At 51.1% G+C, this 22356-nt stretch carries 22 protein-coding genes and 5 tRNA genes; 8 read left to right on the plus strand and 19 right to left on the minus strand.

Going from position 1 to position 22356, the window contains the following annotated elements; translation table 11 throughout:
* Positions 1-27 precede the first annotated feature (27 nt).
* On the minus strand, positions 28-1080 hold the full coding sequence (gene aroG, locus OGV69_RS20980) for a 3-deoxy-7-phosphoheptulonate synthase AroG (protein ID WP_038638968.1): 1053 nt from the start codon (positions 1078-1080) through the stop codon (positions 28-30).
* Positions 1081-1396: 316 nt separating this feature from the next.
* On the opposite strand from aroG, the gene OGV69_RS20985 reads away from it, so the two are divergent.
* Positions 1397-1771: a YbgS-like family protein gene (locus OGV69_RS20985; RefSeq protein ID WP_069323185.1), complete on the plus strand. Its 375-nt coding sequence runs from the start codon at positions 1397-1399 to the stop codon at positions 1769-1771.
* 113 nt (positions 1772-1884) lie between these two features.
* The gene (gene zitB / locus OGV69_RS20990) at positions 1885-2826 is read left to right on the plus strand and encodes a CDF family zinc transporter ZitB (protein ID WP_069323184.1); all 942 of its coding nucleotides are present in this window, start codon (positions 1885-1887) and stop codon (positions 2824-2826) included.
* Here the strand turns inward: zitB and pnuC are convergent.
* From pnuC to cydA, 18 genes are all read right to left on the minus strand, one after another.
* The gene (pnuC, locus tag OGV69_RS20995; protein WP_038638959.1) at positions 2823-3542 is read right to left on the minus strand and encodes a nicotinamide riboside transporter PnuC; all 720 of its coding nucleotides are present in this window, start codon (positions 3540-3542) and stop codon (positions 2823-2825) included. The genes zitB and pnuC overlap by 4 nt on opposite strands.
* A 26-nt stretch (positions 3543-3568) precedes the next feature.
* Entirely contained in the window at positions 3569-4612 is a 1044-nt protein-coding gene (nadA, locus tag OGV69_RS21000; protein ID WP_069323183.1) for a quinolinate synthase NadA, read from the minus strand.
* Positions 4613-4888: 276 nt separating this feature from the next.
* A tRNA-Lys gene (locus OGV69_RS21005) sits at positions 4889-4964 on the minus strand.
* Positions 4965-5096: 132 nt separating this feature from the next.
* Positions 5097-5172: transfer RNA gene (locus tag OGV69_RS21010), tRNA-Lys, on the minus strand.
* A 146-nt stretch (positions 5173-5318) separates the two neighbouring features.
* A tRNA-Lys gene (locus OGV69_RS21015) sits at positions 5319-5394 on the minus strand.
* A 3-nt stretch (positions 5395-5397) separates the two neighbouring features.
* A tRNA-Val gene (locus OGV69_RS21020) sits at positions 5398-5473 on the minus strand.
* A gap of 137 nt (positions 5474-5610) precedes the next feature.
* A tRNA-Lys gene (locus tag OGV69_RS21025) sits at positions 5611-5686 on the minus strand.
* 165 nt (positions 5687-5851) lie between these two features.
* Entirely contained in the window at positions 5852-6640 is a 789-nt protein-coding gene (gene cpoB / locus OGV69_RS21030; RefSeq protein ID WP_038638952.1) for a cell division protein CpoB, read from the minus strand.
* A 9-nt stretch (positions 6641-6649) separates the two neighbouring features.
* On the minus strand, positions 6650-7168 hold the full coding sequence (gene pal, locus OGV69_RS21035; RefSeq protein ID WP_006685431.1) for a peptidoglycan-associated lipoprotein Pal: 519 nt from the start codon (positions 7166-7168) through the stop codon (positions 6650-6652).
* Between the two features lie 34 nt (positions 7169-7202).
* Entirely contained in the window at positions 7203-8495 is a 1293-nt protein-coding gene (tolB, locus tag OGV69_RS21040; protein ID WP_038638949.1) for a Tol-Pal system beta propeller repeat protein TolB, read from the minus strand.
* Between the two features lie 128 nt (positions 8496-8623).
* Positions 8624-9880 (minus strand): cell envelope integrity protein TolA, encoded by a 1257-nt coding sequence (gene tolA / locus OGV69_RS21045; protein ID WP_038638946.1) that lies wholly within the window; start codon positions 9878-9880, stop codon positions 8624-8626.
* 64 nt (positions 9881-9944) lie between these two features.
* Positions 9945-10373, minus strand: a complete 429-nt coding sequence (tolR, locus tag OGV69_RS21050) for a colicin uptake protein TolR (protein ID WP_003022978.1) — start codon at positions 10371-10373, stop codon at positions 9945-9947.
* 3 nt (positions 10374-10376) lie between these two features.
* On the minus strand, positions 10377-11069 hold the full coding sequence (tolQ, locus tag OGV69_RS21055; RefSeq protein ID WP_003022976.1) for a Tol-Pal system protein TolQ: 693 nt from the start codon (positions 11067-11069) through the stop codon (positions 10377-10379).
* Positions 11066-11470, minus strand: coding sequence for a tol-pal system-associated acyl-CoA thioesterase (gene ybgC, locus OGV69_RS21060; protein ID WP_003831439.1), 405 nt, complete (start codon positions 11468-11470; stop codon positions 11066-11068). The genes tolQ and ybgC overlap by 4 nt, the downstream gene beginning before the upstream one ends.
* Before the next feature lie 275 nt (positions 11471-11745).
* On the minus strand, positions 11746-12039 hold the full coding sequence (gene ybgE / locus OGV69_RS21065) for a cyd operon protein YbgE (protein WP_038638940.1): 294 nt from the start codon (positions 12037-12039) through the stop codon (positions 11746-11748).
* A complete protein-coding gene (gene cydX, locus OGV69_RS21070; protein WP_061381940.1) occupies positions 12039-12152 on the minus strand; it encodes a cytochrome bd-I oxidase subunit CydX in 114 nt (37 codons plus the stop codon). The genes ybgE and cydX overlap by 1 nt, the downstream gene beginning before the upstream one ends.
* 14 nt (positions 12153-12166) lie before the next feature.
* A complete protein-coding gene (gene cydB, locus OGV69_RS21075) occupies positions 12167-13306 on the minus strand; it encodes a cytochrome d ubiquinol oxidase subunit II (RefSeq protein ID WP_038638939.1) in 1140 nt (379 codons plus the stop codon).
* A 15-nt stretch (positions 13307-13321) separates the two neighbouring features.
* A complete protein-coding gene (gene cydA / locus OGV69_RS21080; protein ID WP_038638936.1) occupies positions 13322-14890 on the minus strand; it encodes a cytochrome ubiquinol oxidase subunit I in 1569 nt (522 codons plus the stop codon).
* 1219 nt (positions 14891-16109) lie between these two features.
* On the opposite strand from cydA, the gene glmS reads away from it, so the two are divergent.
* From glmS to OGV69_RS21110, 6 genes are read left to right on the plus strand one after another with little or no spacing between them, the layout of a single operon-like run.
* Positions 16110-16559, plus strand: a complete 450-nt coding sequence (gene glmS, locus OGV69_RS21085) for a methylaspartate mutase subunit S (protein WP_038638933.1) — start codon at positions 16110-16112, stop codon at positions 16557-16559.
* Positions 16559-17953, plus strand: a complete 1395-nt coding sequence (glmL, locus tag OGV69_RS21090; protein ID WP_069323182.1) for a methylaspartate mutase accessory protein GlmL — start codon at positions 16559-16561, stop codon at positions 17951-17953. The genes glmS and glmL overlap by 1 nt, the downstream gene beginning before the upstream one ends.
* Before the next feature lie 12 nt (positions 17954-17965).
* The gene (locus OGV69_RS21095) at positions 17966-19411 is read left to right on the plus strand and encodes a methylaspartate mutase subunit E (protein ID WP_038638927.1); all 1446 of its coding nucleotides are present in this window, start codon (positions 17966-17968) and stop codon (positions 19409-19411) included.
* Complete coding sequence (locus OGV69_RS21100) at positions 19411-20652, plus strand: methylaspartate ammonia-lyase (protein WP_038638925.1); 1242 nt, start codon at positions 19411-19413, stop codon at positions 20650-20652. Before OGV69_RS21095 ends, OGV69_RS21100 begins: the two co-directional genes overlap by 1 nt.
* Positions 20653-20655: 3 nt before the next feature.
* Complete coding sequence (locus tag OGV69_RS21105; protein ID WP_038638923.1) at positions 20656-22026, plus strand: acyclic terpene utilization AtuA family protein; 1371 nt, start codon at positions 20656-20658, stop codon at positions 22024-22026.
* The gene (locus tag OGV69_RS21110) at positions 22023-22340 is read left to right on the plus strand and encodes a DUF4387 domain-containing protein (RefSeq protein ID WP_006685446.1); all 318 of its coding nucleotides are present in this window, start codon (positions 22023-22025) and stop codon (positions 22338-22340) included. The genes OGV69_RS21105 and OGV69_RS21110 overlap by 4 nt, the downstream gene beginning before the upstream one ends.
* The last annotated feature ends 16 nt before the right edge of the window (positions 22341-22356 follow it).

A 22356-nucleotide genomic window follows, 5' to 3' on the forward strand; every position in this document is an offset into this window, starting at 1 on the left:
TTACCGGGGATAACCCGGATGAGTTTTTTACCCGCGGCGCGCTTTTACCGCTTCCGCCAACTGGCGTAACACCGCATCGGTATCTTCCCAGCCAATGCAGGCATCGGTGATGCTCTTGCCGTAGGTCAGGGGTTCACCGCTATCCGGGTTCTGATTACCTTCAACCAGATGGCTTTCAATCATCACGCCAATTATTGCTTTTTCGCCACCGGCAACCTGCCCGCAAACGTCTTTCGCAACATCCATCTGCTTTTTGAACTGCTTGCTGGAATTGGCATGGCTAAAGTCGATCATCACCTGCGGAGAAAGCCCCGCTTTGACCAAACCTTCTTTCACATCGGCAACGTGCTGAGCGCTGTAGTTCGGCTCTTTGCCGCCGCGCAGAATGATATGGCAATCGCCATTACCGCTGGTATTCACAATCGCCGAATGACCCCATTTGGTGACAGACAGGAAGCAATGCGGCGCCCCGGCAGCATTGATTGCATCAATGGCGACTTTGATGGTGCCATCAGTACCGTTTTTAAAACCAACCGGGCAGGACAAACCTGACGCCAATTCACGGTGTACCTGAGATTCTGTGGTACGTGCGCCAATTGCGCCCCAGCTCATAAGATCGGCAAGATATTGTGGGGTGATCATATCCAGGAACTCGCCTGCGGCCGGCAAACCACTGTCGTTGATATCCAGCAGCAGTTTACGGGCAATGCGCAGACCGTCGTTGATCTGGAAGCTGTTATCCATGTGCGGATCGTTGATAAGTCCTTTCCAGCCTACGGTAGTACGCGGTTTTTCAAAATAGACGCGCATGACGATTTCAAGTTCGCCTTTTAACTCTTCACGTAGCGCCAGCAAGCGAGCGGCATACTCTTTAGCCGCTGCCGGATCATGAATAGAACACGGCCCAATCACCACCAGCAGACGATCGTCACTGCCTTTGAGAATTTTATGAATCGCCTTACGGGCATGCGCCACCGTATTGGCGGCATTTTCAGTAGCGGGGAATTTTTCCAGCAGTGCGACCGGGGGTAATAATTCGTTGATCTCTTTAATGCGTAAATCGTCGTTCTGATAATTCATGATTATTCCAGCGTTGCCATACTTATATAAATGAATGCAATCCCTCCAATCTATATCTTCAGTCATAAAGTGTAAACGGGGTTTTACACTTTGGACGGATTAATCCTGGAATAGGCCAAAAAAACGCAATAAAGTAGCGAAAAAAGAGATCCAGACTACAATTTATAACTGCAACAGCTTAAATTCTCATAAATTTCAAGATTCTATGCTGGTTTTAATTTGCATAGCAAAACTATTAACCATGTCCTGCTGATGTACTGGCACATGCACTGTTGGAAGACGTTATCCGACATCTCAATCATAACAGGAGCATAATATGCATATGACAAAGCTAACTTCACTCTTTTTGACGGCCACACTCAGCCTCGCCAGCGGCGCGGCGCTCGCAGCTGACACCAGCACGCAGTCGAATAACGGCCAGGCTAATTCCGCGGCAGATGCCGGTCAAGTCGCGCCAGACGCGCACGAAAACGTTGCGCCAAATAATGTCGATAACAACAACGTGAATTCGGGTGGCACAATGCTGCATCCGGACGGTTCATCAATGAACCATGAAGGAATGACCAAAGACGAGGTGCATAAAAACACCATGTGTAAGGACGGACGCTGCCCGGATGTGAATAAAAAAGTTGAGACCGGAAACGGCATCAATAATGATGCCGACACCAAAACTGACGGTACTACCCAGTAACGCTGAAAATAAAGCTAATAGCGGGAGAGCAATAGCTCTCCTTTTTAATTTTATCATCCCAAAAACGGTATCATGACATACAGTAAAGGTGAGAATAACAAAGGGATGGCATAATGGCGCACTCACATACTCATACTTCCCCTGAACAACCTAAGGACAATAATGCCCGCAGATTGCTTTTCGCATTCTGCATTACAGCCGGATTTATGCTGGTTGAAGTGGTGGGTGGAATTATTTCAGGCTCGCTGGCGTTACTGGCTGATGCCGGACATATGCTCACAGATGCCGCCGCGCTTCTATTTGCCCTGCTGGCGGTCCAATTCTCCAGACGCCCGCCCACTATACGGCACACTTTCGGCTGGTTGAGACTCACAACATTAGCCGCGTTTGTTAACGCCATCGCATTGGTTGTGATCACCATTTTAATCGTCTGGGAGGCCATTGAGCGCTTCCATACGCCACGTCCCGTAGCGGGCGGCATGATGATGATCATTGCTGTCGCGGGTTTACTGGCGAACGTGCTCGCTTTTTGGGTTTTACATCGCGGCAGTGAAGAGAAAAACCTTAACGTCCGCGCCGCAGCGCTACACGTAATGGGCGATTTACTCGGCTCGGTTGGAGCAATCATCGCTGCGCTGATTATTATCTGGACGGGCTGGACGCCAGCGGACCCAATTCTCTCGATTCTGGTTTCCGTGCTGGTACTGCGTAGCGCCTGGCGGTTATTGAAAGATAGCGTCAATGAATTACTGGAAGGCGCTCCGCTTACATTGGATATTGCCGCCTTGCAGCGCCATCTCAGCCGGGATATCCCCGAAGTTCGCAATGTGCATCATGTACACGTCTGGATGGTAGGTGAAAAACCGGTCATGACGCTGCATGTGCAGGTGGTCCCGCCGCACGATCACGACGCGCTGCTGGAGCGTATTCAACATTTCCTGATTCATCACTACCAGATTGAACACGCCACGATCCAGATGGAATATCAGCCGTGTAATGGGCCGGACTGCCACCTGTATCAGGGCGTGTCCGGCCATGCACATCATCACCATTAATGGGACAGCGCGTGGGAACCCCGCTCACGCGCGCTGTTAATCCACAACCTGCTTCCGTTCAGGGCGATAACCGTCAGGATCATATATTCCAGTGACATGGCATATACGCCTTGCAGGGCAAAGATCACTACGCTAATGACGTTAATGATCACCCACAACAGCCAGTTTTCAACGTATTTGCGCGTCATCAGGATCATCGCCACAATCGACAACACCATCATGCAGGAATCCCAGAACGGGAATGCATCGGGTTGCAACTCTGGAGCCGCTACCTGTAATCCCAGCCCCTGCATAATGTTCACGGCAATCCGCGTCAAAAAGGCAAACACCGGATCGATATAGACCGACATCAGGCCAATCGCCACCACGCAAGCAGCCAGCCAACCGATCGCTTTCGGTAACGGCAACCAGCGTATTTTCAACTCTGCCTCATGCTGGTTGGTTTGCCGGGACCAGGCATACCAGCCGTAGATATTCGCGGCAAAAAAGAAAACCTGCAGCAACAGGCTGGCATAGAGCTGGATCTGAAAGAAGATAATCGCAAACAGCGTGACGTTTATCAGTCCGAAGACGTAATTACTGATTTTCTCAAGGCTCGCCAGGCCAATACACAATAACCCGGCGATCGTCCCCACGGCTTCGATCCACGACAGATCGTAACCGCCCGCACCGATCGGAATATGTACCAGAATGTTCTGCGTGCTAAAAAAGTCCATCTTTTCCCCCAGAGCAAATAAATTACTTAAGCCCGAAGTGTAGCCGCAAATTCCAACATGCGGTTTAACGGCAGCAATGCACTCTCTCGCAACGCTGCATCTACATGTATCTCGTGAGCCGCTCCCCCCTGCTCCAGCCCCTCAGCAATCGCCTTGAGGCCGTTCATCGCCATCCACGGACAATGCGCACAACTGCGACAGGTTGCCCCTTCGCCAGCCGTTGGCGCTTCAAGCAACTCTTTATCCGGAACCGCTTGCTGCATTTTGTAAAAAATACCCCGGTCTGTCGCCACTATCAGTTGCTGGTGCGGTAACGATTTAGCTGCGTTGATTAATTGACTGGTTGACCCGACCGCATCGGCCATATCAACGATGGACTGAGGTGACTCCGGGTGCACCAGCACGGCGGCATTGGGGTAAAGCGCTTTCATGCGTGTTAAAGCCTGAGTTTTAAACTCGTCGTGGACGATACACGCCCCCTGCCAACAAAGAACGTCTGCACCGGTCTGTTTTTGCACGTAATTGCCCAGATGTCTGTCCGGGGCCCAGATGATTTTTTCACCTAAACTATCAAGATGCTCAATAAGTTCAACCGCAATACTGGAGGTCACAACCCAGTCGGCACGCGCTTTAACTGCCGCTGAGGTATTGGCGTAAACCACTACGGTGCGATCCGGATGCGCGTCGCAAAACGCGCTGAACGCATCAATCGGACAACCCAGATCTAATGAACATTCTGCCTGCAGGGTTGGCATCAGGATGGTCTTTTCCGGGCTGAGAATTTTGGCGGTTTCTCCCATAAATCTCACGCCCGCAACCAACAGCGTAGAAGCGGGATGTTTCGAGCCGAACCGCGCCATCTCCAGAGAATCAGAAATACAGCCGCCGGTCTCTTCGGCCAACTGTTGGATTTCAGGATCGGTGTAATAGTGCGCGACCATAACGGCATCACGCTCTTTCAGCAGGCGCTTGATTTTTTCACGGTAAAATTGTTTTTCGTCCGCACTCAGCGGTGCTGGCTTCGGCGGAAATGGATAAATTGCAGCTTCAGGATCAAACATCACGCTCATCTTGCTTTCTCGTTTTACTGGCTTAACGAAATAACCGATTAAAAGCGTGACACACGCCATATTCGGTTTAGTTTGTTTTATATGCTAAACAAGATAGCGGATTAGTGCAGAAAAGTCACAATAATTGCGTGTGATGAGTACCGGATGGCGACTGGTTTCTTATCGGGCCTACATTTGGCACCTGTTGGCCTGATAAGCGAAGCGCATCAGGCAAGCAGGTTCGAATCTTTCATATTGCAGATAGCAAAAAGGCACCTTTAGGGCGCCTTTTTACACTGGTGGGGCGTGCAGGATTCGAACCTGCGACCAATTGATTAAAAGTCAACTGCTCTACCAACTGAGCTAACGCCCCCTTATGGGGTTTACTTCTTTATACTTTCAGGATGGTGGGTCGTGCAGGATGACTCGGCTTCGCCTCGCCCTACGGGCCGTCGCTTACGCAACGTTATCCTTCACGGCTTACTATCGCTTTCACCAGAAACATTGGTGGGTCGTGCAGGATTCGAACCTGCGACCAATTGATTAAAAGTCAACTGCTCTACCAACTGAGCTAACGACCCGCTCGGATGTCACCTGAAAAAATTTTACTCGGAACCACCAGGAATTGGTGGGGCGTGCAGGATGACTCGACTTCGTCTCGCCCTGGCGGGCCGTTGCTAAAGCAACGTTATCCTTCACGTTTAACATCTGAGTACGATGTTAAAGTTGGTGGGGCGTGCAGGATTCGAACCTGCGACCAATTGATTAAAAGTCAACTGCTCTACCAACTGAGCTAACGCCCCGAGTGGTGGGTGATGACGGGATCGAACCGCCGACCCCCTCCTTGTAAGGGAGGTGCTCTCCCAGCTGAGCTAATCACCCGATACTACGCTGGATACTACTTACTAACTGATTTAGTGGTGGGTCGTGCAGGATGACTCGACTTCGTCTCGCCCTACGGGCCGTTGCTTACGCAACGTTATCCTTCACGTTTTACTATCGCGTTCCACCAGAACGATTGGTGGGTCGTGCAGGATTCGAACCTGCGACCAATTGATTAAAAGTCAACTGCTCTACCAACTGAGCTAACGACCCACTTTTTTCGCCGCTTTCAGGCTGTTTGATATCCCTTGGCAACGGCGGCATATATTACTGATTTCAGATTTTAGCGCAACAAAAATTTCGAGGTAAATAACTCAACTGCTTAGGAATCACACGACGCGACCAGAAATAACACGATTTCTGGTCGCATGGTGGTCATTACATCGCGTTAAGGCGTTTTTGCGCTTGTTTCGCGCCATCAGTGCCAGGATATTTGGTGATAACCTGCTGATAAACCGCTTTAGCTTTTGCTGTGTCGCCTTTGTCCTGCATGATGACGCCGACTTTATACATCGCGTCTGCAGCCTTAGGTGATTTTGGGAAGTTTTTAACTACCGAAGCGAAATAGAACGCGGCATCATCTTTTTTACCCTTGTTGTAATTCAACTGACCCAGCCAATAATTGGCATTTGGCAGGTAAGTAGAGTCCGGGTACTTTTTGATGAAGTTCTGAAATGCTTCAATCGCGTCATCCTGACGGGATTTATCCTGTACCAGGGCGATTGCTGCATTGTAATCGGTATTCGCATCGCCAGTTTGTGCCGGAGCCCCTGACGTTGCCGCAGCCCCCGCATCAGGCGCAGGGGTCGCCGCCCCGCTCTGATCCCCACCCGCAGACTGCGCCGCAGGCGCGCTACCGCTGCCAAGATTATTCATCTGCAGCAATATCTGTTTCTGACGTTCAACAACCTGATTCAGTTGATACTGATTTTCCTGAATTTGACCACGCAGAGAGTCAATATCGGACTGATTATCGGAGAGTTGTTGCTGGAGTTGGGTTAAAAGCTGACTGTGAGCGTTAGAAATACGCTCGAGTTGAGTGACACGGTCTTCGACCGAGCCTGAGCCGACACTACTGATTGGCGCCTGTGCAAAAGCGGCCCAGGGGGCCGCTATGCCAACCAGTAACGACAGACTCAACAGATGATGTCTGAAGTTACTGCTCATGCAATTCTCTTAGTAAACCAGTACGGCACGACGGTTTTTGGAGTAAGCCGCTTCGTCATGACCCAGTACTGCAGGTTTTTCTTTACCGTAAGAAACGATGGAGATCTGGTCAGCAGAAACGCCTTTACCCTGCAGGTACATCTTAACGGCGTTTGCACGACGCTCACCCAGGGAAATGTTGTACTCAGGAGTACCACGTTCGTCTGCATGACCTTCTACGGTGACTTTGTAAGACGGGTTGCTACGCAGGAAGTTAGCGTGCGCATCCAGCATTGCAGCGAAGTCAGAACGGATATCGTACTTGTCCAGATCGAAGTAAACGATGTTGTTCTGCTGCAGCTGCTGCATCTGAAGACGCGCTTGCTCTTCAGAAGACATGTTGCCGCTGCCGTTTGCATCCATACCAGTGCCGGCACCCAGCATGCCTTCGCTGCCGTCATTGCTGGCGTTCTTGTTAGAAGAACATGCCGCAATAGCCATAACAGGCAGAGCAATCATCAGCCCTTTCAGCACTTTGTTCAGTTGCATTTCAATGATTCCTTTATTAATCAATTATTTATTATCACAGATACGGCGACCAGGCAGGGAATTTAACCTGACCATCAGTTGCCGGAAGACGCGCTTTGAAACGCCCATCTGTAGAAACCAAATTCAGCACGGATCCCATCCCCTGAGAAGAGCTGTAGATTACCATAGTGCCGTTAGGTGCCAGACTTGGCGTTTCATCCAGGAACGTTGACGACAGAACTTGTACGCCACCCGCTACCAGATCTTGTTTGGCAATGTGTTGCTGACCGTTAGCCGAGCTTACCATTACCATAAATTTACCGTCGCTGCTCACATCCGCATCCTGGTTTTGCGAACCTTCCCAGGTAATACGCTGCGGAGCACCGCCGTTGACGTTAACTTTGTATACCTGCGGACGACCGGCCTGGTCAGAAGTAAAGGCCAGATTCTGGCTGTCCGGGAACCAGGTAGGTTCAGTGTTGTTGCTGCGACCATCCGTCACCTGACGGATTTGACCAGAACCAATGTCCATGACATACAGGTTCAGGCTACCGGTTTTAGACAGGGCAAACGCCAGTTTGCTGCCATCCGGAGAAAACGCAGGTGCGCCGTTGTGACGCGGGAAAGAAGCGACCTGACGAACAGCGCCGTTAGACAACGTCTGAATAACCAGCGCAGAACGACCGCTCTCGAAGGTTACGTAAGCCAGTTTTGAACCGTCCGGAGACCACGCCGGAGACATCAGCGGCTGCGGAGAACGGTGAACCACGAACTGATTGTAACCATCGTAGTCGGACACGCGTAATTCGTACGGGAACTGACCGCCGTTGGTCTGGACAACATACGCGATACGGGTACGGAATGCGCCCTTAATACCGGTCAGTTTTTCAAATACTTCGTCACTGGCAGTATGGCCCGCGTAACGCAGCCATTGCTTGTTCACTTTATAGGTGTTCTGCGCCAGTACGGTACCCGGCGCGCCGCCGGTATCTACCAGTTGATAAGCCACGCTGTAGGAGCCATCCGGATTCGGCGTTACCTGCCCGACCACGACGGCATCAATACCCAGCGCAGACCATGCAGCAGGTTGAACTTCCGCCGCGGTGCCCGGCTGCTGCGGCAGACGAGAACGGTCTAATGGGTTAAATTTACCGCTGTTACGCAGGTCAGCGCCTACGATACCACCGATATCTTCAGGTGCAGCACCCGGCCCTGCCCACTGGAATGGGACAACGCCAATCGGGCGTGCCGAGTCCACCCCCTGGGTGATCTCGATACGTACTTCTGCATGCAGCACTGCTGCCCACAGCATCAGAAAACCAAATGCTACTCGTAATGCCTGCTTCATCATATCTCCCTTATCTGGACGGAACGCCCACGATAATTTAGCAGAATGTTAACAAACTCAAATACACAAAACTACCAGAACTCTGTCTCAACCTTAGACTGTTTCCCCCGATTTCTCAGGGGTTGTTATTACAGTTTAAAGTCCAGTTTGGCATCTTTTACTTTTTCATAAACAGCCTGGCTAGGCGGTTTAGGAATTCTGGCTGTTTTCGCAGCCGTCAGCGCAGCCTGGCACAATGCCGGATCGCCGCCCTCTTCGGTCACATCCAGTAACAGACCATCGGGTGCTAACTTGATATGTAGTACGCAAGATTTGCCCGCATACAAATCAGCACCATACAGACGGCTCTGGATCGCATTACGAATTTGAGAGGCGTAAGCACTGATATCAGCGCCAGATGCGCCGCCATTTGCACCACTTGTACCACTATCTTTCGCCGGCTGACCGTTTCCTTTCGCTCCACCACCTGATTTCGGCGCATTCTTACCAGAGCTTAAGTCACCCAACAGGTCGTCAACGCCCGAGGCCGCAGCGGCCTTCTCAGCAGCCGCTTTTTTCGCTGCAGCGGCTTTATCTGCCGCAGCTTTCTTGTCAGCAGCAGCTTTGTCAGCGGCAGCTTTCTTGTCTGCAGCGGCTTTTTCCGCAGCGGCTTTCTTTTCAGCCGCCGCTTTTTCAGCAGCAGCTGCTTTTGCGGCAGCGGCTTTTTCTGCTTTTTCGGCGGCAGCTTTTTCTGCTGCAGCTTGCTTAGCGGCTTCAGCCTGGGCTTTCTTCGCGGCGTCTGCGGCAGCCTTAGCGGCTTGTGCTTCGGCAACTTTCTTCGCATCAGCGGCGGCTTTAGCGGCTTCAGCCTCAGCTTTTTTCTGTGCGTCCGCAGCGGCTTTCTTCGCGGCATCTGCCGCTTGTTTCGCCTGTGCATCCGCCTTGGCCTTCGCGTCTGCAGCAGCCTTCGCCGCAGCTTCTTCAGCCTGTTTCTGCTGCTCTTGCGCTTTCGCGGCGGCAGCTTCAGCCTGTTTCTGCTGTTCCGCTTGTTCGCGCACTTTTTCCTGCGCGGCTAAACGTTCTTTTTCCAGCTGCTTCAGGCGCTCTTGCTCAGCGGCCTGTTTCTCGCGAAGTTCTTCAGCCTGTTGCTGCGCCTGTTTTTCACGCTGCTCTTCTGCACGTTTCGCACTTGCCTGCTGTTGCTGCTGCCTGTCGTACTGTTGCACAACGGCGCCAGGATCAACCATAACGGCGTCGATGGACGAACCGCCACCGCCGCCGGCTGAAGCATCAATGTGCTCATCGAACGAACTCCAGATAAGCGCTGCAAATAAAATGACATGCAGCACCGCTGAAATAATTATCGCCCTTTTGAGCTTGTCGTTTTGTTCGGTTGCCTTTGACACTCTCGGTTCCCAAAAAACTGTTCGCCTGTTACGCGCTATCTTTCAAGCCAGCAATACGCAGACATCAGATTGGCTGCGTCATCAAGCCAACCGATTTCACGCCTGCACTGTGTAACAAGTTCAGCGCTTTAATTATTTCATCATAAGGCACGTCTTTCGCACCACCGATTAAAAAGACCGTTTTCGGATTGGTCTGCAGGCGGCTTTTCGCTTCCGCAATAACCTGCTCCGGCGGCAGTTGATCCATACGATCTTTTTCAACCACCACGCTGTATTGCCCAATACCGGAAACTTCAATAATGACCGGAGGTTCGTCGTTACTGCTGACGGCTTGCGATTCGGTCGCATCCGGCAGATCGACTTCCACACTCTGGGTAATGATCGGCGCGGTTGCCATAAAGATCAGCAGCAGCACCAGCAGTACGTCGAGCAGCGGTACAATATTGATTTCGGACTTAAGTTCGCGACGACCTCGTCCACGCGTTCTGGCCATGGCTTACCCCTTGTTGCTCTCGCTAACGGTAAACGCCTGGCGGTGCAGAATCGCGGTAAACTCTTCCATAAAGTTGTCGTAATTCAGCTCCAGCTTGTTCACGCGCTGATTCAGTCGGTTGTAAGCCATAACCGCCGGGATTGCCGCAAACAGACCGATAGCCGTCGCAATCAACGCTTCCGCGATACCCGGTGCGACCATTTGCAGCGTTGCCTGTTTTACCGCGCCCAGCGCGATAAACGCGTGCATGATCCCCCAAACGGTACCGAACAGACCGATATACGGACTGATGGAGCCGACGGTGCCGAGGAATGGAATATGCGTTTCCAGCGTTTCCAGTTCACGGTTCATCGAGATTCGCATCGCACGGGATGCCCCCTCAACGACCGCTTCCGGCGCATGGCTATTTGCCCTGTGCAAACGCGCAAATTCTTTGAATCCGCTATAAAAAATTTGTTCCGATCCCGCCAAATTATCACGACGCCCCTGACTTTCCTGATACAGGCGTGACAACTCAATACCAGACCAGAACTTGTCTTCAAATGCTTCTGCTTCACGTGAAGCGGCATTCAGAATACGGGTCCGCTGGATAATAATGGCCCAGGATGCGATTGAGAAACCAATCAAAATCAACATGATAAGTTTAACCAGAAGGCTTGCCTTCAGGAACAAATCAAGGATATTCATGTCAGTCACTGCTTAAACTCCGCGACAATAGACTTGGGAAGCGCACGAGGCTTCATTTTGAGTGGATCAACGCAAACAATCAGAACTTCGGCTTCATTCAGCACGGTGTTCTCTGCGTTGACAATGCGTTGCGTGAAAACCAATGAGGTGCCACGCATTGACGTAATTTCGGTTTGGACTTCGAGCATATCGTCGAGCCGCGCAGGCGCAAAATACTCAAGAGTCATCTTGCGCACCACAAAGGCTACGCGCTCTGCCAGCAGCACCTGCTGACTGAAGTGATGATGACGCAGCATCTCTGTGCGTGCTCTTTCATAAAAAGCGACGTAGCTGGCGTGGTAAACCACCCCACCGGCATCAGTGTCTTCATAGTAGACACGAACCGGCCATCGAAACATATACTTATTCATTCTTACTGCCTCTTTGTTGGCTTCGTCCACTCACACCCGTTGCTTACCCTGGTAAGCGCCTGGTGACTCGCGTTTTTGCCGCCGCGATGCATCAAGAATGTCGTTGTATATCGCGCTGTCTTCACTGTACATCCCGGTAATGCAACAAAAGGTTAGTGCTTTCAAACTTCGCTACTATACGCGCGGGAATGGTGCTTTGGAATGGGGGAAAGTAAACGGAGAGTAAAAAATTATGGGCTTATGCAAGCCCATAAATATTTAAGGATGTTTCTTATTCAAAAGAAGAAGAAAATCAGACCAACAACGAGGACGATATCCGCGATCAGCGGGCAGAAGATGCCCTGCCAGTGCACCGCGCGAGGACGAAAGCCAACGCCGTGAATGATGCCAGCGCAGACAGCCCACATCAGCAGAAAACCATGCCAGATTTCAAGCTCACTGGTTTTGGCCGCGAAACGTGACGGGTCCCAGAATATGCAGCCAGCCAACACGATTGCCAGCACAAAGGAAAGCGCCCGCAAGGGGCGCTTGTCCATTACCGCATAAACCATCGCGATAAGGTTGATCATCAGCTTTCTTCTTGTCCGGCTTTGCCTGATTCAACGTGCTCAAGCGCCAGGGCTGTGATTATCCCAAATGCACAGGCAAGAAGCGTTCCCAGAATCCATGCGAAATACCACATATTTAGCTCCTTACTTAGTACAGAGAATGGGTGTTACGTTCAATATCTTCTTTGGTGATGCGACCAAACATTTTCCAGTAACACCAGGTGGTGTAGATGAGAATGATCGGTACAAACACCAGTGCCACATAAGTCATCACGTTCAGCGTCAGCTGACTGGAAGTCGCATCCCACATGGTCAGACTCGCGTTCATCATGGTGCTGGATGGCATCACAAACGGGAACATTGCGATACCGGCAGTCAGGATGATGCAGGCTAACGTCAGTGAGGAGAAGACGAACGCCCATGCCCCTTTCTCCATACGAGAAGTCAGGATGGTCAACAGCGGCAGAACCACGCCCAGTGCAGGAACCAGCCACAGAATAGGTGCATTATTAAAGTTCACCATCCATGCGCCAGCAACACGCGCCACTTCTTTGGTCAGCGGGTTAGAGGCGGCATGATGATCCACTGCAGAGGTCACAACATAACCGTCAATACCGTAAATCACCCACACGCCGGCCAGCGCGAAGCAGACCAGAGTCACCAGCGCCGCTACCTGCGCGGTGGTACGCGTACGCAGGTGCAGTTCACCAACCGTACGCATCTGCAGGTAGGTCGCGCCCTGAGTGATGATCATTCCAACGCTCACGATACCTGCCAGCAGACCAAACGGATTCAGCAACTGGAAGAAGTTACCGGTGTAGTACAGACGCAGGTACTCATCGATATGGAACGGTACGCCCTGCAACAGGTTACCGAACGCCACGCCAATGACCAACGGCGGAACAAAGCTACCAATGAAAATGCCCCAGTCCCACATGTTACGCCAACGAGTGTCTTCAATCTTGGAACGGTAATCAAAACCGACCGGACGGAAGAATAAAGACGCCAGTACCAGAACCATCGCCACATAGAAACCAGAGAACGCAGCGGCATACACCATCGGCCAGGCAGCGAACAGAGCGCCACCCGCGGTGATGAGCCAAACCTGGTTACCGTCCCAGTGCGGGGCGATGGAGTTAATCATAATTCGACGCTCGGTATCATTACGACCGAGGAAACGGGTGAGCATGCCCACCCCCATGTCGAAGCCATCAGTGACCGCAAAACCAATCAGCAGAATGCCGACCAACAGCCACCAGACAAAACGCAATACTTCATAATCGATCATTTGACGACTCCTGTCTTAGCGTGCCGGCTGAGAAGTCACATTGGACTGCTCAAAGTGATAGCGACCGGTTTTCAGGCTGCTCGGGCCGAGGCGTGCAAACTTGAACATTAAGAACAATTCTGCCACCAGGAACAGGGTATACAGGCCACAAATCAGGATCATGGAGAACAGCAGATCGCCTACTGTCAACGATGAGTTTGCCACCGCCGTTGGTAATACTTCGCCGATTGCCCATGGTTGTCGGCCATATTCGGCGACGAACCAACCTGCTTCTACAGCAATCCACGGCAGTGGAATACCGTACAGCGCGGCACGCAGCAGCCATTTTTTCTCACCGATGCGGTTACGAATGACGCTCCAGAAGGAAAGCGCAATAATGGCCAGCAGCAAGAAGCCACACGCCACCATGATACGGAAAGCGAAATACAGCGGCGCAACGCGAGGGATAGAATCTTTCGTTGCCTGTTGAATTTGCGCTTCGGTTGCGTCGGTGACGTTGTCCGTATAGCGTTTCAGCAGCAGACCATAACCCAAATCTTTCTTCATGCTGTTGAACTGGTCACGAACAGCCTGATCGGTCGACCCCGCACGCAATTCTTCCAGCAGCTGATACGCCTTCATCCCGTTACGGATACGCTCTTCATGCTGCGCCATCAGGTCTTTCAGACCAATGACCGGTGTATCAACAGAACGGGTGGCAATGATGCCCAGCGCATAAGGAATTTGAATCGCAAATTTGTTTTCTTGTTTATCCTGGTCGGGAATACCGAACAAGGTAAACGCAGCAGGAGCAGGTTGAGTTTCCCACTCAGCTTCAATAGCGGCGAGTTTAGTTTTCTGTACGTCGCCCATTTCGTAACCGGATTCATCACCCAGCACGATAACAGACAGCACAGCCGCCATACCAAAGCTGGCAGCAATCGCGAAGGAGCGTTTTGCGAACGCAAAGTCACGGCCTTTCAGCATGTAATAAGCACTGATGCCAAGAATGAACATCGCGCCAGTGACATACCCTGATGCCACCGTGTGAACAAATTTCACCTGGGCAACCGGGTTGAGCACCAGTTCGGAGAAGCTCAGCATCTCCATACGCATGGTTTCGAAGTTGAAATCCGCGGCGATTGGGTTTTGCATCCAGCCGTTCGCTACCAGAATCCACAATGCGGACAGGTTAGAACCCAGTGCCACCAGCCAGGTGACGCACATATGCTGGACTTTACCCAAACGGTCCCAACCGAAGAAGAACAGACCTACAAAGGTGGATTCGAGGAAGAAGGCCATCAAACCTTCGATAGCCAGCGGCGCACCGAAAATATCCCCTACATAGTGGGAATAGTAAGACCAGTTAGTCCCGAACTGGAACTCCATGGTCAGACCGGTAGCCACACCCAGAGCGAAGTTGATACCAAACAACTTGCCCCAGAACTTGGTCATATCTTTATAAATCTGTTTGCCGGAAAGGACGTAGACCGTTTCCATAATGGCCAGCAAGAACGCCATACCGAGCGTCAGTGGCACAAACAGGAAGTGGTACATCGCGGTCAAGGCAAACTGTAAGCGCGACAGTTCGACTATATCTAACATCATGACTCCTTGCTCATCGCATGAAGACTCCGAGAGTGAACCCCGTTAGAAAGGGTCACACGCATGCCCCAATACAAATTTATCTGCTTCCTTCCGCCGCCGTTCATTCTTCTCATTTGAAGAAAAGACAATGATGAAAGGTTACAAACATGTTAATAAAACACTCAAATTGATCCCGCAATTATATTACGCCGTAAAATCCTTACAATAAACAGGTTTTTATCGAGACAAATTTGCATTTTTCGATAGTGATCAATTTATAGCTAATTTACCACTTTCAGACCAATTTGATCTGCAGCAATTTAACCTCTTTTGACGATGTTTTCCAAGTTTTAAACTTTGATTTAAATCAATTTTCAAATTTGTTGTTAATGGTGTTTAACACTACGATGACTAGTGAACACCATGTTAACAACATGTTTTTCAATGAGTATTTGTCGTTACTATAAATGATAGGATATTTATTTAAATCTACACGGTCTTTTAACCGACCAGGCAAATAAAATTGCCAGCAGATAAAGAGTCACTATTGCTGGGTAGCTCACAGTTTTTTGTTTAGCAAGGCGTGGAATAGTTATTTAATACAAATTATTCATTTTATTTTTACTTATAATTAACACCGTGATGTAACTATCTCAACTGGAAGCGGAAACGCTCCCCATTGGCCAACGCATTGCATTGAGCGTTCTGGCGCAGAAAGTCCGCCTGTCACTTTTGTCATCACCATAAGTTATCGTTCACGTCGCGTCTTTGCTTCTATGGCAAAGATTAAATATGCCACAAACAATTCATTATCATTTTTATCCTAAATTTAACAAAGGAATAATTGTGACATATAAGATTAATAAATAAAAAACCGTTAGGTTGTTCACAAGTTATTTAGTGAAGGGAATTTTTGAAATTATTAAAATTGTTACCTGAATGACGCGCCCAACAAAATAAGATTTTGATCACAAACATGGCAAGTTATTTATTACTCGATTTTCTAAAAAATTAAAACCAGAACAAAAAACACATAGTAACCACATGATTACAAACATATTTTTATGGGAATAAATATAACAATCATTTTTGTCAGGATATTTTGAAAATAGATCAATTGCTTCCTTTTTCTCTTCCACAGAAACTCCAACCCTATTAAAAGGTTGTCACAATCCAAGCTCTGAATATTAGAAAAGTATTTTCACTTATTGACCATCAGCCCTACAGAGGATTACCCATGAAAAAATCTACACTTGTTATTGGCGTTATCGGTGCTGACTGCCATGCAGTAGGCAATAAAGTTCTGGATCGCGTTTTTACTGCGCATGATTTTCACGTAATCAACCTCGGGGTGATGGTGAGTCAGGATGAATATATCGATGCCGCGATCGAAACAGGCGCCGATGCCATCGTGGTGTCCTCTATTTACGGACATGGTGACATCGACTGCCTCGGGTTACGTGAACGCTGCATCGAACGCGGACTCGGTGACATTCTGCTCTACGTCGGCGGCAACCTGGTTGTAGGCAAACATGACTTCGCCGATGTGGAAGTGAAGTTTAAAGAGATGGGATTTAACCGCGTCTTCGCCCCCAGCCACGATCTGGAAGATGTCTGCGCGCTTATCGCCAATGATATTCACCAACACAATGGCCTCGAACAGCGTTGCCTGGAAGAGGCTATCTGATGCAAACAGTTTCTGTCGATATCGGCTCGACCTGGACCAAGGCAGCCCTCTTCGCCCATGAAGGCGAGGAGTTAACCCTGGTAAACCATGTCCTGACCCCAACCACCACACATCATCTGGCAGACGGTTTTTTTGCCAGCCTGAATCAGGTGCTGAATGTTGCCGATGCTCGCCCGTTACTGAAAAGTGGTGAAGTGCAGTTGAAATACTCCTCCTCGGCTAAAGGTGGGCTCGCCGTTGCAGCGATGGGGCTGGTGCCCTCCATTACGCTGGAATCGGCAAAAGTTACCGCCCATTCGGCAGGAGCGAAAATCGCGCAATATTATTCGTACAAGCTGAACCGTCATGACATACAGGAGCTGGAATCATCACCACCGGACATCCTGTTATTTACCGGCGGTACAGACGGTGGAGAAGAAAGCTATGGTCTGGCGAATGCGCATGCATTGGCAGACTCGAAGCTGGATTGCGCCATTATCTACGCAGGAAACCGGGACATTCAGGATGAAATACAAACGATTCTCGGACACAAGGATCTGACCACGGTAGACAACATTCTGCCTGATCTCGATCACCCGAATCCGTTTGCCGCACGCCAGGCGATTTGTGATGTGTTTTTGTCGCGCATTGTGAAAGGCAAAGGTCTGGATGTCATTGTCGGTGAAACAGGCGAAGAGCCAATGCCGACGCCATGGACGGTATATGAGTTAGTCAAAGCCATTAGCGATTACGACAGCGCATGGAAGGAATTCATGCTGATTGATATGGGCGGAGCCACCACGGATGTCTATTCGGCCAGCGCGAATACCCTCTCCCCCGATACCGTCCTGCATGGCGTTCCAGAACCTTTCGTCAAACGTACCGTTGAAGGCGACCTGGGAATGCGCGTTTCCGCCGTCGTGGTGGGAGAAAGCACACAGGAAATGGTGAAAGTCATCTTCGCCCAACAGCCGCAGCGCGAGGAAGCGTTTTACCGCTACCTGCGTCATTTGGTTGGGCAGCCGGATTACCTGCCACTCAGCGAGGAGGAGAAATATTTCGACACTCTGCTGGCAGGTTTATGCGTGGGCTATGCCGCTGAGCGCCACGCGGGCACTAAAAAGCAGGTTTGCACCTGCGTGGGTAACGTGGATTTACAGATGGGTCGCGATCTCACCACCGTACGCAAAGTCGTCGGTTCAGGTGGATGGCTCTCTCGCGCCAGCCAGTTCGATATCCATAACTGGCTCAAATACCGGGAGCTGGACGACCAGGGTAAAAGAATTCTGTTACCGAACCAGTTTGAGTATTACCGCGATTCAAATGGCCTGCTCCCTCTACTGGCAAATGTCGCCAGGCTGTACCCGCAAGCCGCTGCTCGCACCAGCATTCAGTGTTTAACCCTACAAAACTAAAGGCAGCTACGAATGGAACTTCGAAATAAAAAATTGACCCATGACGAATTCATGACCGAAAGGCATCAGGTGTTGCAAACCTGGGAAACCGGTAAAGACGTTGAGAACTTCGAAGATGGCGTGAAGTACCAGCAATCAATTCCGGATAAAAAGCGCTTCTCCCTTGCCCTGCTGAAGGCCGATCAGGAAGGTAGAACCCTGAGCCAACCGCGCGCAGGCGTGGCGTTAATGGACGAGCATATTGCGCTGCTCAAAACGTTGCAGGAAGAGTGCGACCTCCTGCCAAGTACTATTGATGCCTACACCCGTCTGAACCGCTATGAAGAAGCCGCTGTCGGGATCCAGAAATCCATCGAAGCAGGGACTTCCAAGCTGAATGGTTTACCGGTCGTCAATCACGGGGTTGCTGCCTGCCGCCGTATGACTGAGTCGCTGGAAAAACCGATCCAGGTTCGCCACGGTACGCCGGACGCGCGCCTGCTGGCAGAAATCGCCATGGCCAGTGGCTTTACCAGCTACGAAGGCGGCGGTATCTCTTACAACATCCCTTATGCCAAACGCGTCACCCTGGAAAAATCCATCCGCGACTGGCAGTACTGCGATCGTCTGATGGGTCTGTATGAAGAGAACGGTATTCGCATCAACCGCGAACCGTTTGGTCCGCTGACCGGCACCCTGATCCCACCATTTATGTCCCACTCAGTTGCGATTATTGAAGGTCTGCTGGCGCTGGAACAGGGCGTGAAGTCAATCACCGTCGGCTACGGTCAGGTCGGTAGCCTGACGCAGGATATCGCCGCTATTCAGGCGCTGCGTGAGCTGTCCCACGAATACTTCCATAACCACGGCTTCGACGATTATGAGCTGAGCACCGTTTTCCACCAGTGGATGGGCGGGTTCCCGGAAGATGAAGCGAAAGCCTTCTCCGTTATCGCCTGGGGCGCAGCGGTTGCCGGTATGTCGGGCGCAACAAAAGTGATCACCAAAAGCCCGCACGAAGCGTTCGGTATTCCAACAGCGGCCGCTAACGCTCAGGGTCTTAAAGCATCACGCCAGATGCTCAACATGGTCAGCGACCAGAAATTCCCGCAGTGCGCAGCCGTGGAACAGGAAGTCGAGCTGATCAAGAGCGAAGTCCGCGCGGTGCTGAAAAAAGTCTTTGAACTCGGCAATGGCGATATTGCACGCGGTACGGTGCTGGCCTTTGAAGCAGGCGTGCTGGATGTGCCTTTCGCCCCTGCCGCCTGTAACGCCGGGAAGATTCTGCCGGTACGCGATAACACAGGCGCCATCCGTATTCTCGAAGCCGGCGCTGTTCCGCTGCCGAAAGACATTCTCGCCCTGCACCACGACTACGTCGCAGAGCGCGCGCATTTCGAAGGCCGTAAACCTTCTTTCCAGATGGTCATTGATGACATCAACGCCGTATCCCACAGTAAATTAATAGGAAGACCATAATGAAAATTAAACAGGCCCTTTTCACCGCTGGCTACTCCTCATTTTATTTTGACGATCAGCAGGCCATCAAAAACGGTGCCGGTCATGACGGGTTTATCTATACCGGCTCCCCGGTAACGCCTGGCTTTACCTCTGTCCGCCAGGCGGGTGAATGCGTTTCTGTGCAGTTGGTTCTGGAAAACGGCGCAGTGGCGGTAGGCGATTGTGCTGCGGTGCAATATTCAGGCGCAGGCGGTCGCGACCCGCTGTTCCTGGCTGAAAACTTTATTCCTTTCCTCAACGATCATATCAAGCCGCTGCTGGAAGGCCGTGACGTGGATGCTTTCCTGCCAAACGCCCGCTTCTTTGATCAGTTGCGTATCGATGGCCATCTGCTGCATACCGCCGTCCGTTACGGTCTTTCTCAGGCACTGCTCGACGCGGCGGCGCTGGCGACCGGCCGTCTGAAAACTGAAGTGGTGTGCGACGAGTGGCAACTGCCATGCGTTCCGGAAGCCATTCCATTATTTGGTCAGAGTGGTGATGACCGTTATATCGCCGTCGACAAGATGATCCTTAAAGGCGTGGACGTTCTGCCGCACGCGTTGATCAACAACGTGGAAGAGAAGCTGGGCTTTAAAGGTGAAAAGCTGCGTGAGTATGTGCGCTGGTTGTCTAATCGCATCTTAACCCTGCGCACCAGCGAGCGTTATCACCCGACGCTGCACATTGATGTCTATGGCACTATCGGTCTGATCTTCGATATGGATCCGGTGCGCTGCGCTGAATACATCGCCAGCCTGGAAGCGGAAGCTCAGGGCCTGCCGCTCTACATTGAAGGTCCGGTGGATGCCGGTAACAAGCCGGATCAGATCCGCATGTTAACCGCCATTACCAAAGAACTGACCCGTCTGGGTTCCGGCGTGAAAATCGTTGCGGATGAGTGGTGTAACACCTATCAGGACATTGTGGACTTCACCGACGCGGGCAGCTGCCACATGGTGCAGATCAAAACCCCGGATCTGGGCGGTATTCACAACATCGTTGACGCAGTGCTGTATTGCAACAAACACGCGATGGAAGCCTATCAGGGCGGTACCTGTAACGAAACGGAAATCAGTGCTCGCACCTGCGTACACGTCGCGCTGGCTGCGCGTCCTATGCGCATGCTGGTCAAACCAGGTATGGGTTTCGATGAAGGTCTCAACATCGTGTTTAACGAAATGAACCGCACCATCGCGCTGTTGCAAACTAAGGATTAAGAGATGGCACGCACATTTAAGATCTTATCGCCTACGGCTATCCTGGGTTATGGCTTCCCGGAAGAGAGTTTTCGTAAAGCCATGGAAGAGTCACCGGATCTTATTGCTGTTGACGCAGGTTCCTCCGATCCTGGCCCTCACTACCTGGGGGCGGGTAAACCTTTTACCGACAGGGCCGGAGTGAAACGCGATCTGCGCTATATGATCGTAGCAGGCGTTAAGAACAACATCCCGGTAGTGATTGGCACGGCCGGTGGTTCAGGCGCCGCTCCGCATCTGGAGTGGTGTCGCCAGATAATCCATGAGATTGCCCAGGAAGAAAAACTGTCCTTCTCCATGGCACTCATCCCGTCTGATGTTGACAAAGAAATCGTTCATCAGGCGCTGGATAACGGCAAAATCACCGCGCTCGATTTTGTGCCTGAACTGACTCACGAGGCAATTGAAGACAGCACCTACATTGTCGCGCAGATGGGCGTCGAGCCATTCCAGCGCGCGCTGCAAGCCGGTGCGCAGGTGGTACTGGGCGGACGAGCCTACGATCCGGCCTGCTTCGCCGCGCTGCCGATTATGCAGGGCTTTGATGAAGGTCTGGCGCTTCATTGCGGTAAGATCCTTGAGTGTGCCGCCATTGCCGCCACCCCTGGCTCTGGCTCAGATTGTGCGATGGGGATCATTGACGACAACGGCTTTACGCTGAAAGCGTTCAATCCCAAGCGTAAGTTCACTGAAACTTCCGCGGCGGCGCACACCCTGTATGAGAAGTCCGATCCGTACTTCCTGCCGGGGCCAGGCGGCGTGCTGAACCTGAAAGCGTGCACTTTCACCCAGGTTAACGAGGGCGAAGTGTATGTCAGCGGTTCACGTCATGAAGAAACGCCGTATGCGTTGAAACTGGAAGGCGCACGTCAGGTTGGCTTCCGCTGCCTGACCATCGCCGGAACGCGCGACCCGATCATGATTGCCGGAATTGACACTATTCTCGAAGAGGTACAGGCCAGCGTTAAGCGTAACCTCTCGCTGAATGACGACAGTATCCGTATGACGTTCCACCTGTACGGTAAGAACGGTGTGATGGGCAACCATGAGCCGATGAAAACCGCCGGTCATGAACTGGGGATTTTGCTGGACGTCGTCGCGCCGACGCAGGATATCGCCAACAGCGTTTGCTCGCTGGTGCGCTCTACCCTGCTGCACTACGGTTATGAAAATCGCATTGCGACCGCGGGCAACCTCGCCTTCCCGTTCTCACCATCCGATATTCAGAGTGGACCGGTGTATGAGTTCTCGATCTATCACCTGATTGAAGCGAGCGATGCGCTGCGTTTTGATTTCCACATTGAACAGGTGACGCCAGAAGGAGTTCAGGCATGAAACACTCAATTTGTTCGCTGGCGCAAGTCATTCGTTCCAAAAATGCCGGGCCGTACGAACTGGTTTTAGATATTTTATTTAAAACCCGTGAAGATTATCAGCGAGTGAAGCGTTCAGAACAATTAACGCCACAACTTATTGCTGGTTTGTATAATGTCAAACCTGACTTTATTCATAATATTGTCTGGTTTGACCCAGCAAATGCCGTAAAAATTGTCATGCCGCGCGATATTATCTCCGGCAACATTGGTGACAATGATGTTTATGGTGCGCAGCAACACGCGCCATTATTAAGTATTGAGTTCGACCTGTAGTAAAAAACACAATAAC

The organism is Citrobacter sp. Cc139, from assembly GCF_030334645.1.
Lineage (GTDB): Bacteria > Pseudomonadota > Gammaproteobacteria > Enterobacterales > Enterobacteriaceae > Citrobacter > Citrobacter werkmanii.

Coding starts and splice junctions, on each gene's coding strand:
- aroG (WP_038638968.1), bottom strand. CDS start 1,080: ATGAATTATCAGAACGACGATTTACGCATTAAAGAGATCAACGAATTA.
- OGV69_RS20985 (WP_069323185.1), top strand. CDS start 1,397: ATGCATATGACAAAGCTAACTTCACTCTTTTTGACGGCCACACTCAGC.
- zitB (WP_069323184.1), top strand. CDS start 1,885: ATGGCGCACTCACATACTCATACTTCCCCTGAACAACCTAAGGACAAT.
- pnuC (WP_038638959.1), bottom strand. CDS start 3,542: ATGGACTTTTTTAGCACGCAGAACATTCTGGTACATATTCCGATCGGT.
- nadA (WP_069323183.1), bottom strand. CDS start 4,612: ATGAGCGTGATGTTTGATCCTGAAGCTGCAATTTATCCATTTCCGCCG.
- cpoB (WP_038638952.1), bottom strand. CDS start 6,640: ATGAGCAGTAACTTCAGACATCATCTGTTGAGTCTGTCGTTACTGGTT.
- pal (WP_006685431.1), bottom strand. CDS start 7,168: ATGCAACTGAACAAAGTGCTGAAAGGGCTGATGATTGCTCTGCCTGTT.
- tolB (WP_038638949.1), bottom strand. CDS start 8,495: ATGAAGCAGGCATTACGAGTAGCATTTGGTTTTCTGATGCTGTGGGCA.
- tolR (WP_003022978.1), bottom strand. CDS start 10,373: ATGGCCAGAACGCGTGGACGAGGTCGTCGCGAACTTAAGTCCGAAATC.
- ybgC (WP_003831439.1), bottom strand. CDS start 11,470: ATGAATAAGTATATGTTTCGATGGCCGGTTCGTGTCTACTATGAAGAC.
- ybgE (WP_038638940.1), bottom strand. CDS start 12,039: ATGATCAACCTTATCGCGATGGTTTATGCGGTAATGGACAAGCGCCCC.
- cydX (WP_061381940.1), bottom strand. CDS start 12,152: ATGTGGTATTTCGCATGGATTCTGGGAACGCTTCTTGCCTGTGCATTT.
- cydB (WP_038638939.1), bottom strand. CDS start 13,306: ATGATCGATTATGAAGTATTGCGTTTTGTCTGGTGGCTGTTGGTCGGC.
- cydA (WP_038638936.1), bottom strand. CDS start 14,890: ATGTTAGATATAGTCGAACTGTCGCGCTTACAGTTTGCCTTGACCGCG.
- glmS (WP_038638933.1), top strand. CDS start 16,110: ATGAAAAAATCTACACTTGTTATTGGCGTTATCGGTGCTGACTGCCAT.
- glmL (WP_069323182.1), top strand. CDS start 16,559: ATGCAAACAGTTTCTGTCGATATCGGCTCGACCTGGACCAAGGCAGCC.
- OGV69_RS21095 (WP_038638927.1), top strand. CDS start 17,966: ATGGAACTTCGAAATAAAAAATTGACCCATGACGAATTCATGACCGAA.
- OGV69_RS21100 (WP_038638925.1), top strand. CDS start 19,411: ATGAAAATTAAACAGGCCCTTTTCACCGCTGGCTACTCCTCATTTTAT.
- OGV69_RS21105 (WP_038638923.1), top strand. CDS start 20,656: ATGGCACGCACATTTAAGATCTTATCGCCTACGGCTATCCTGGGTTAT.
- OGV69_RS21110 (WP_006685446.1), top strand. CDS start 22,023: ATGAAACACTCAATTTGTTCGCTGGCGCAAGTCATTCGTTCCAAAAAT.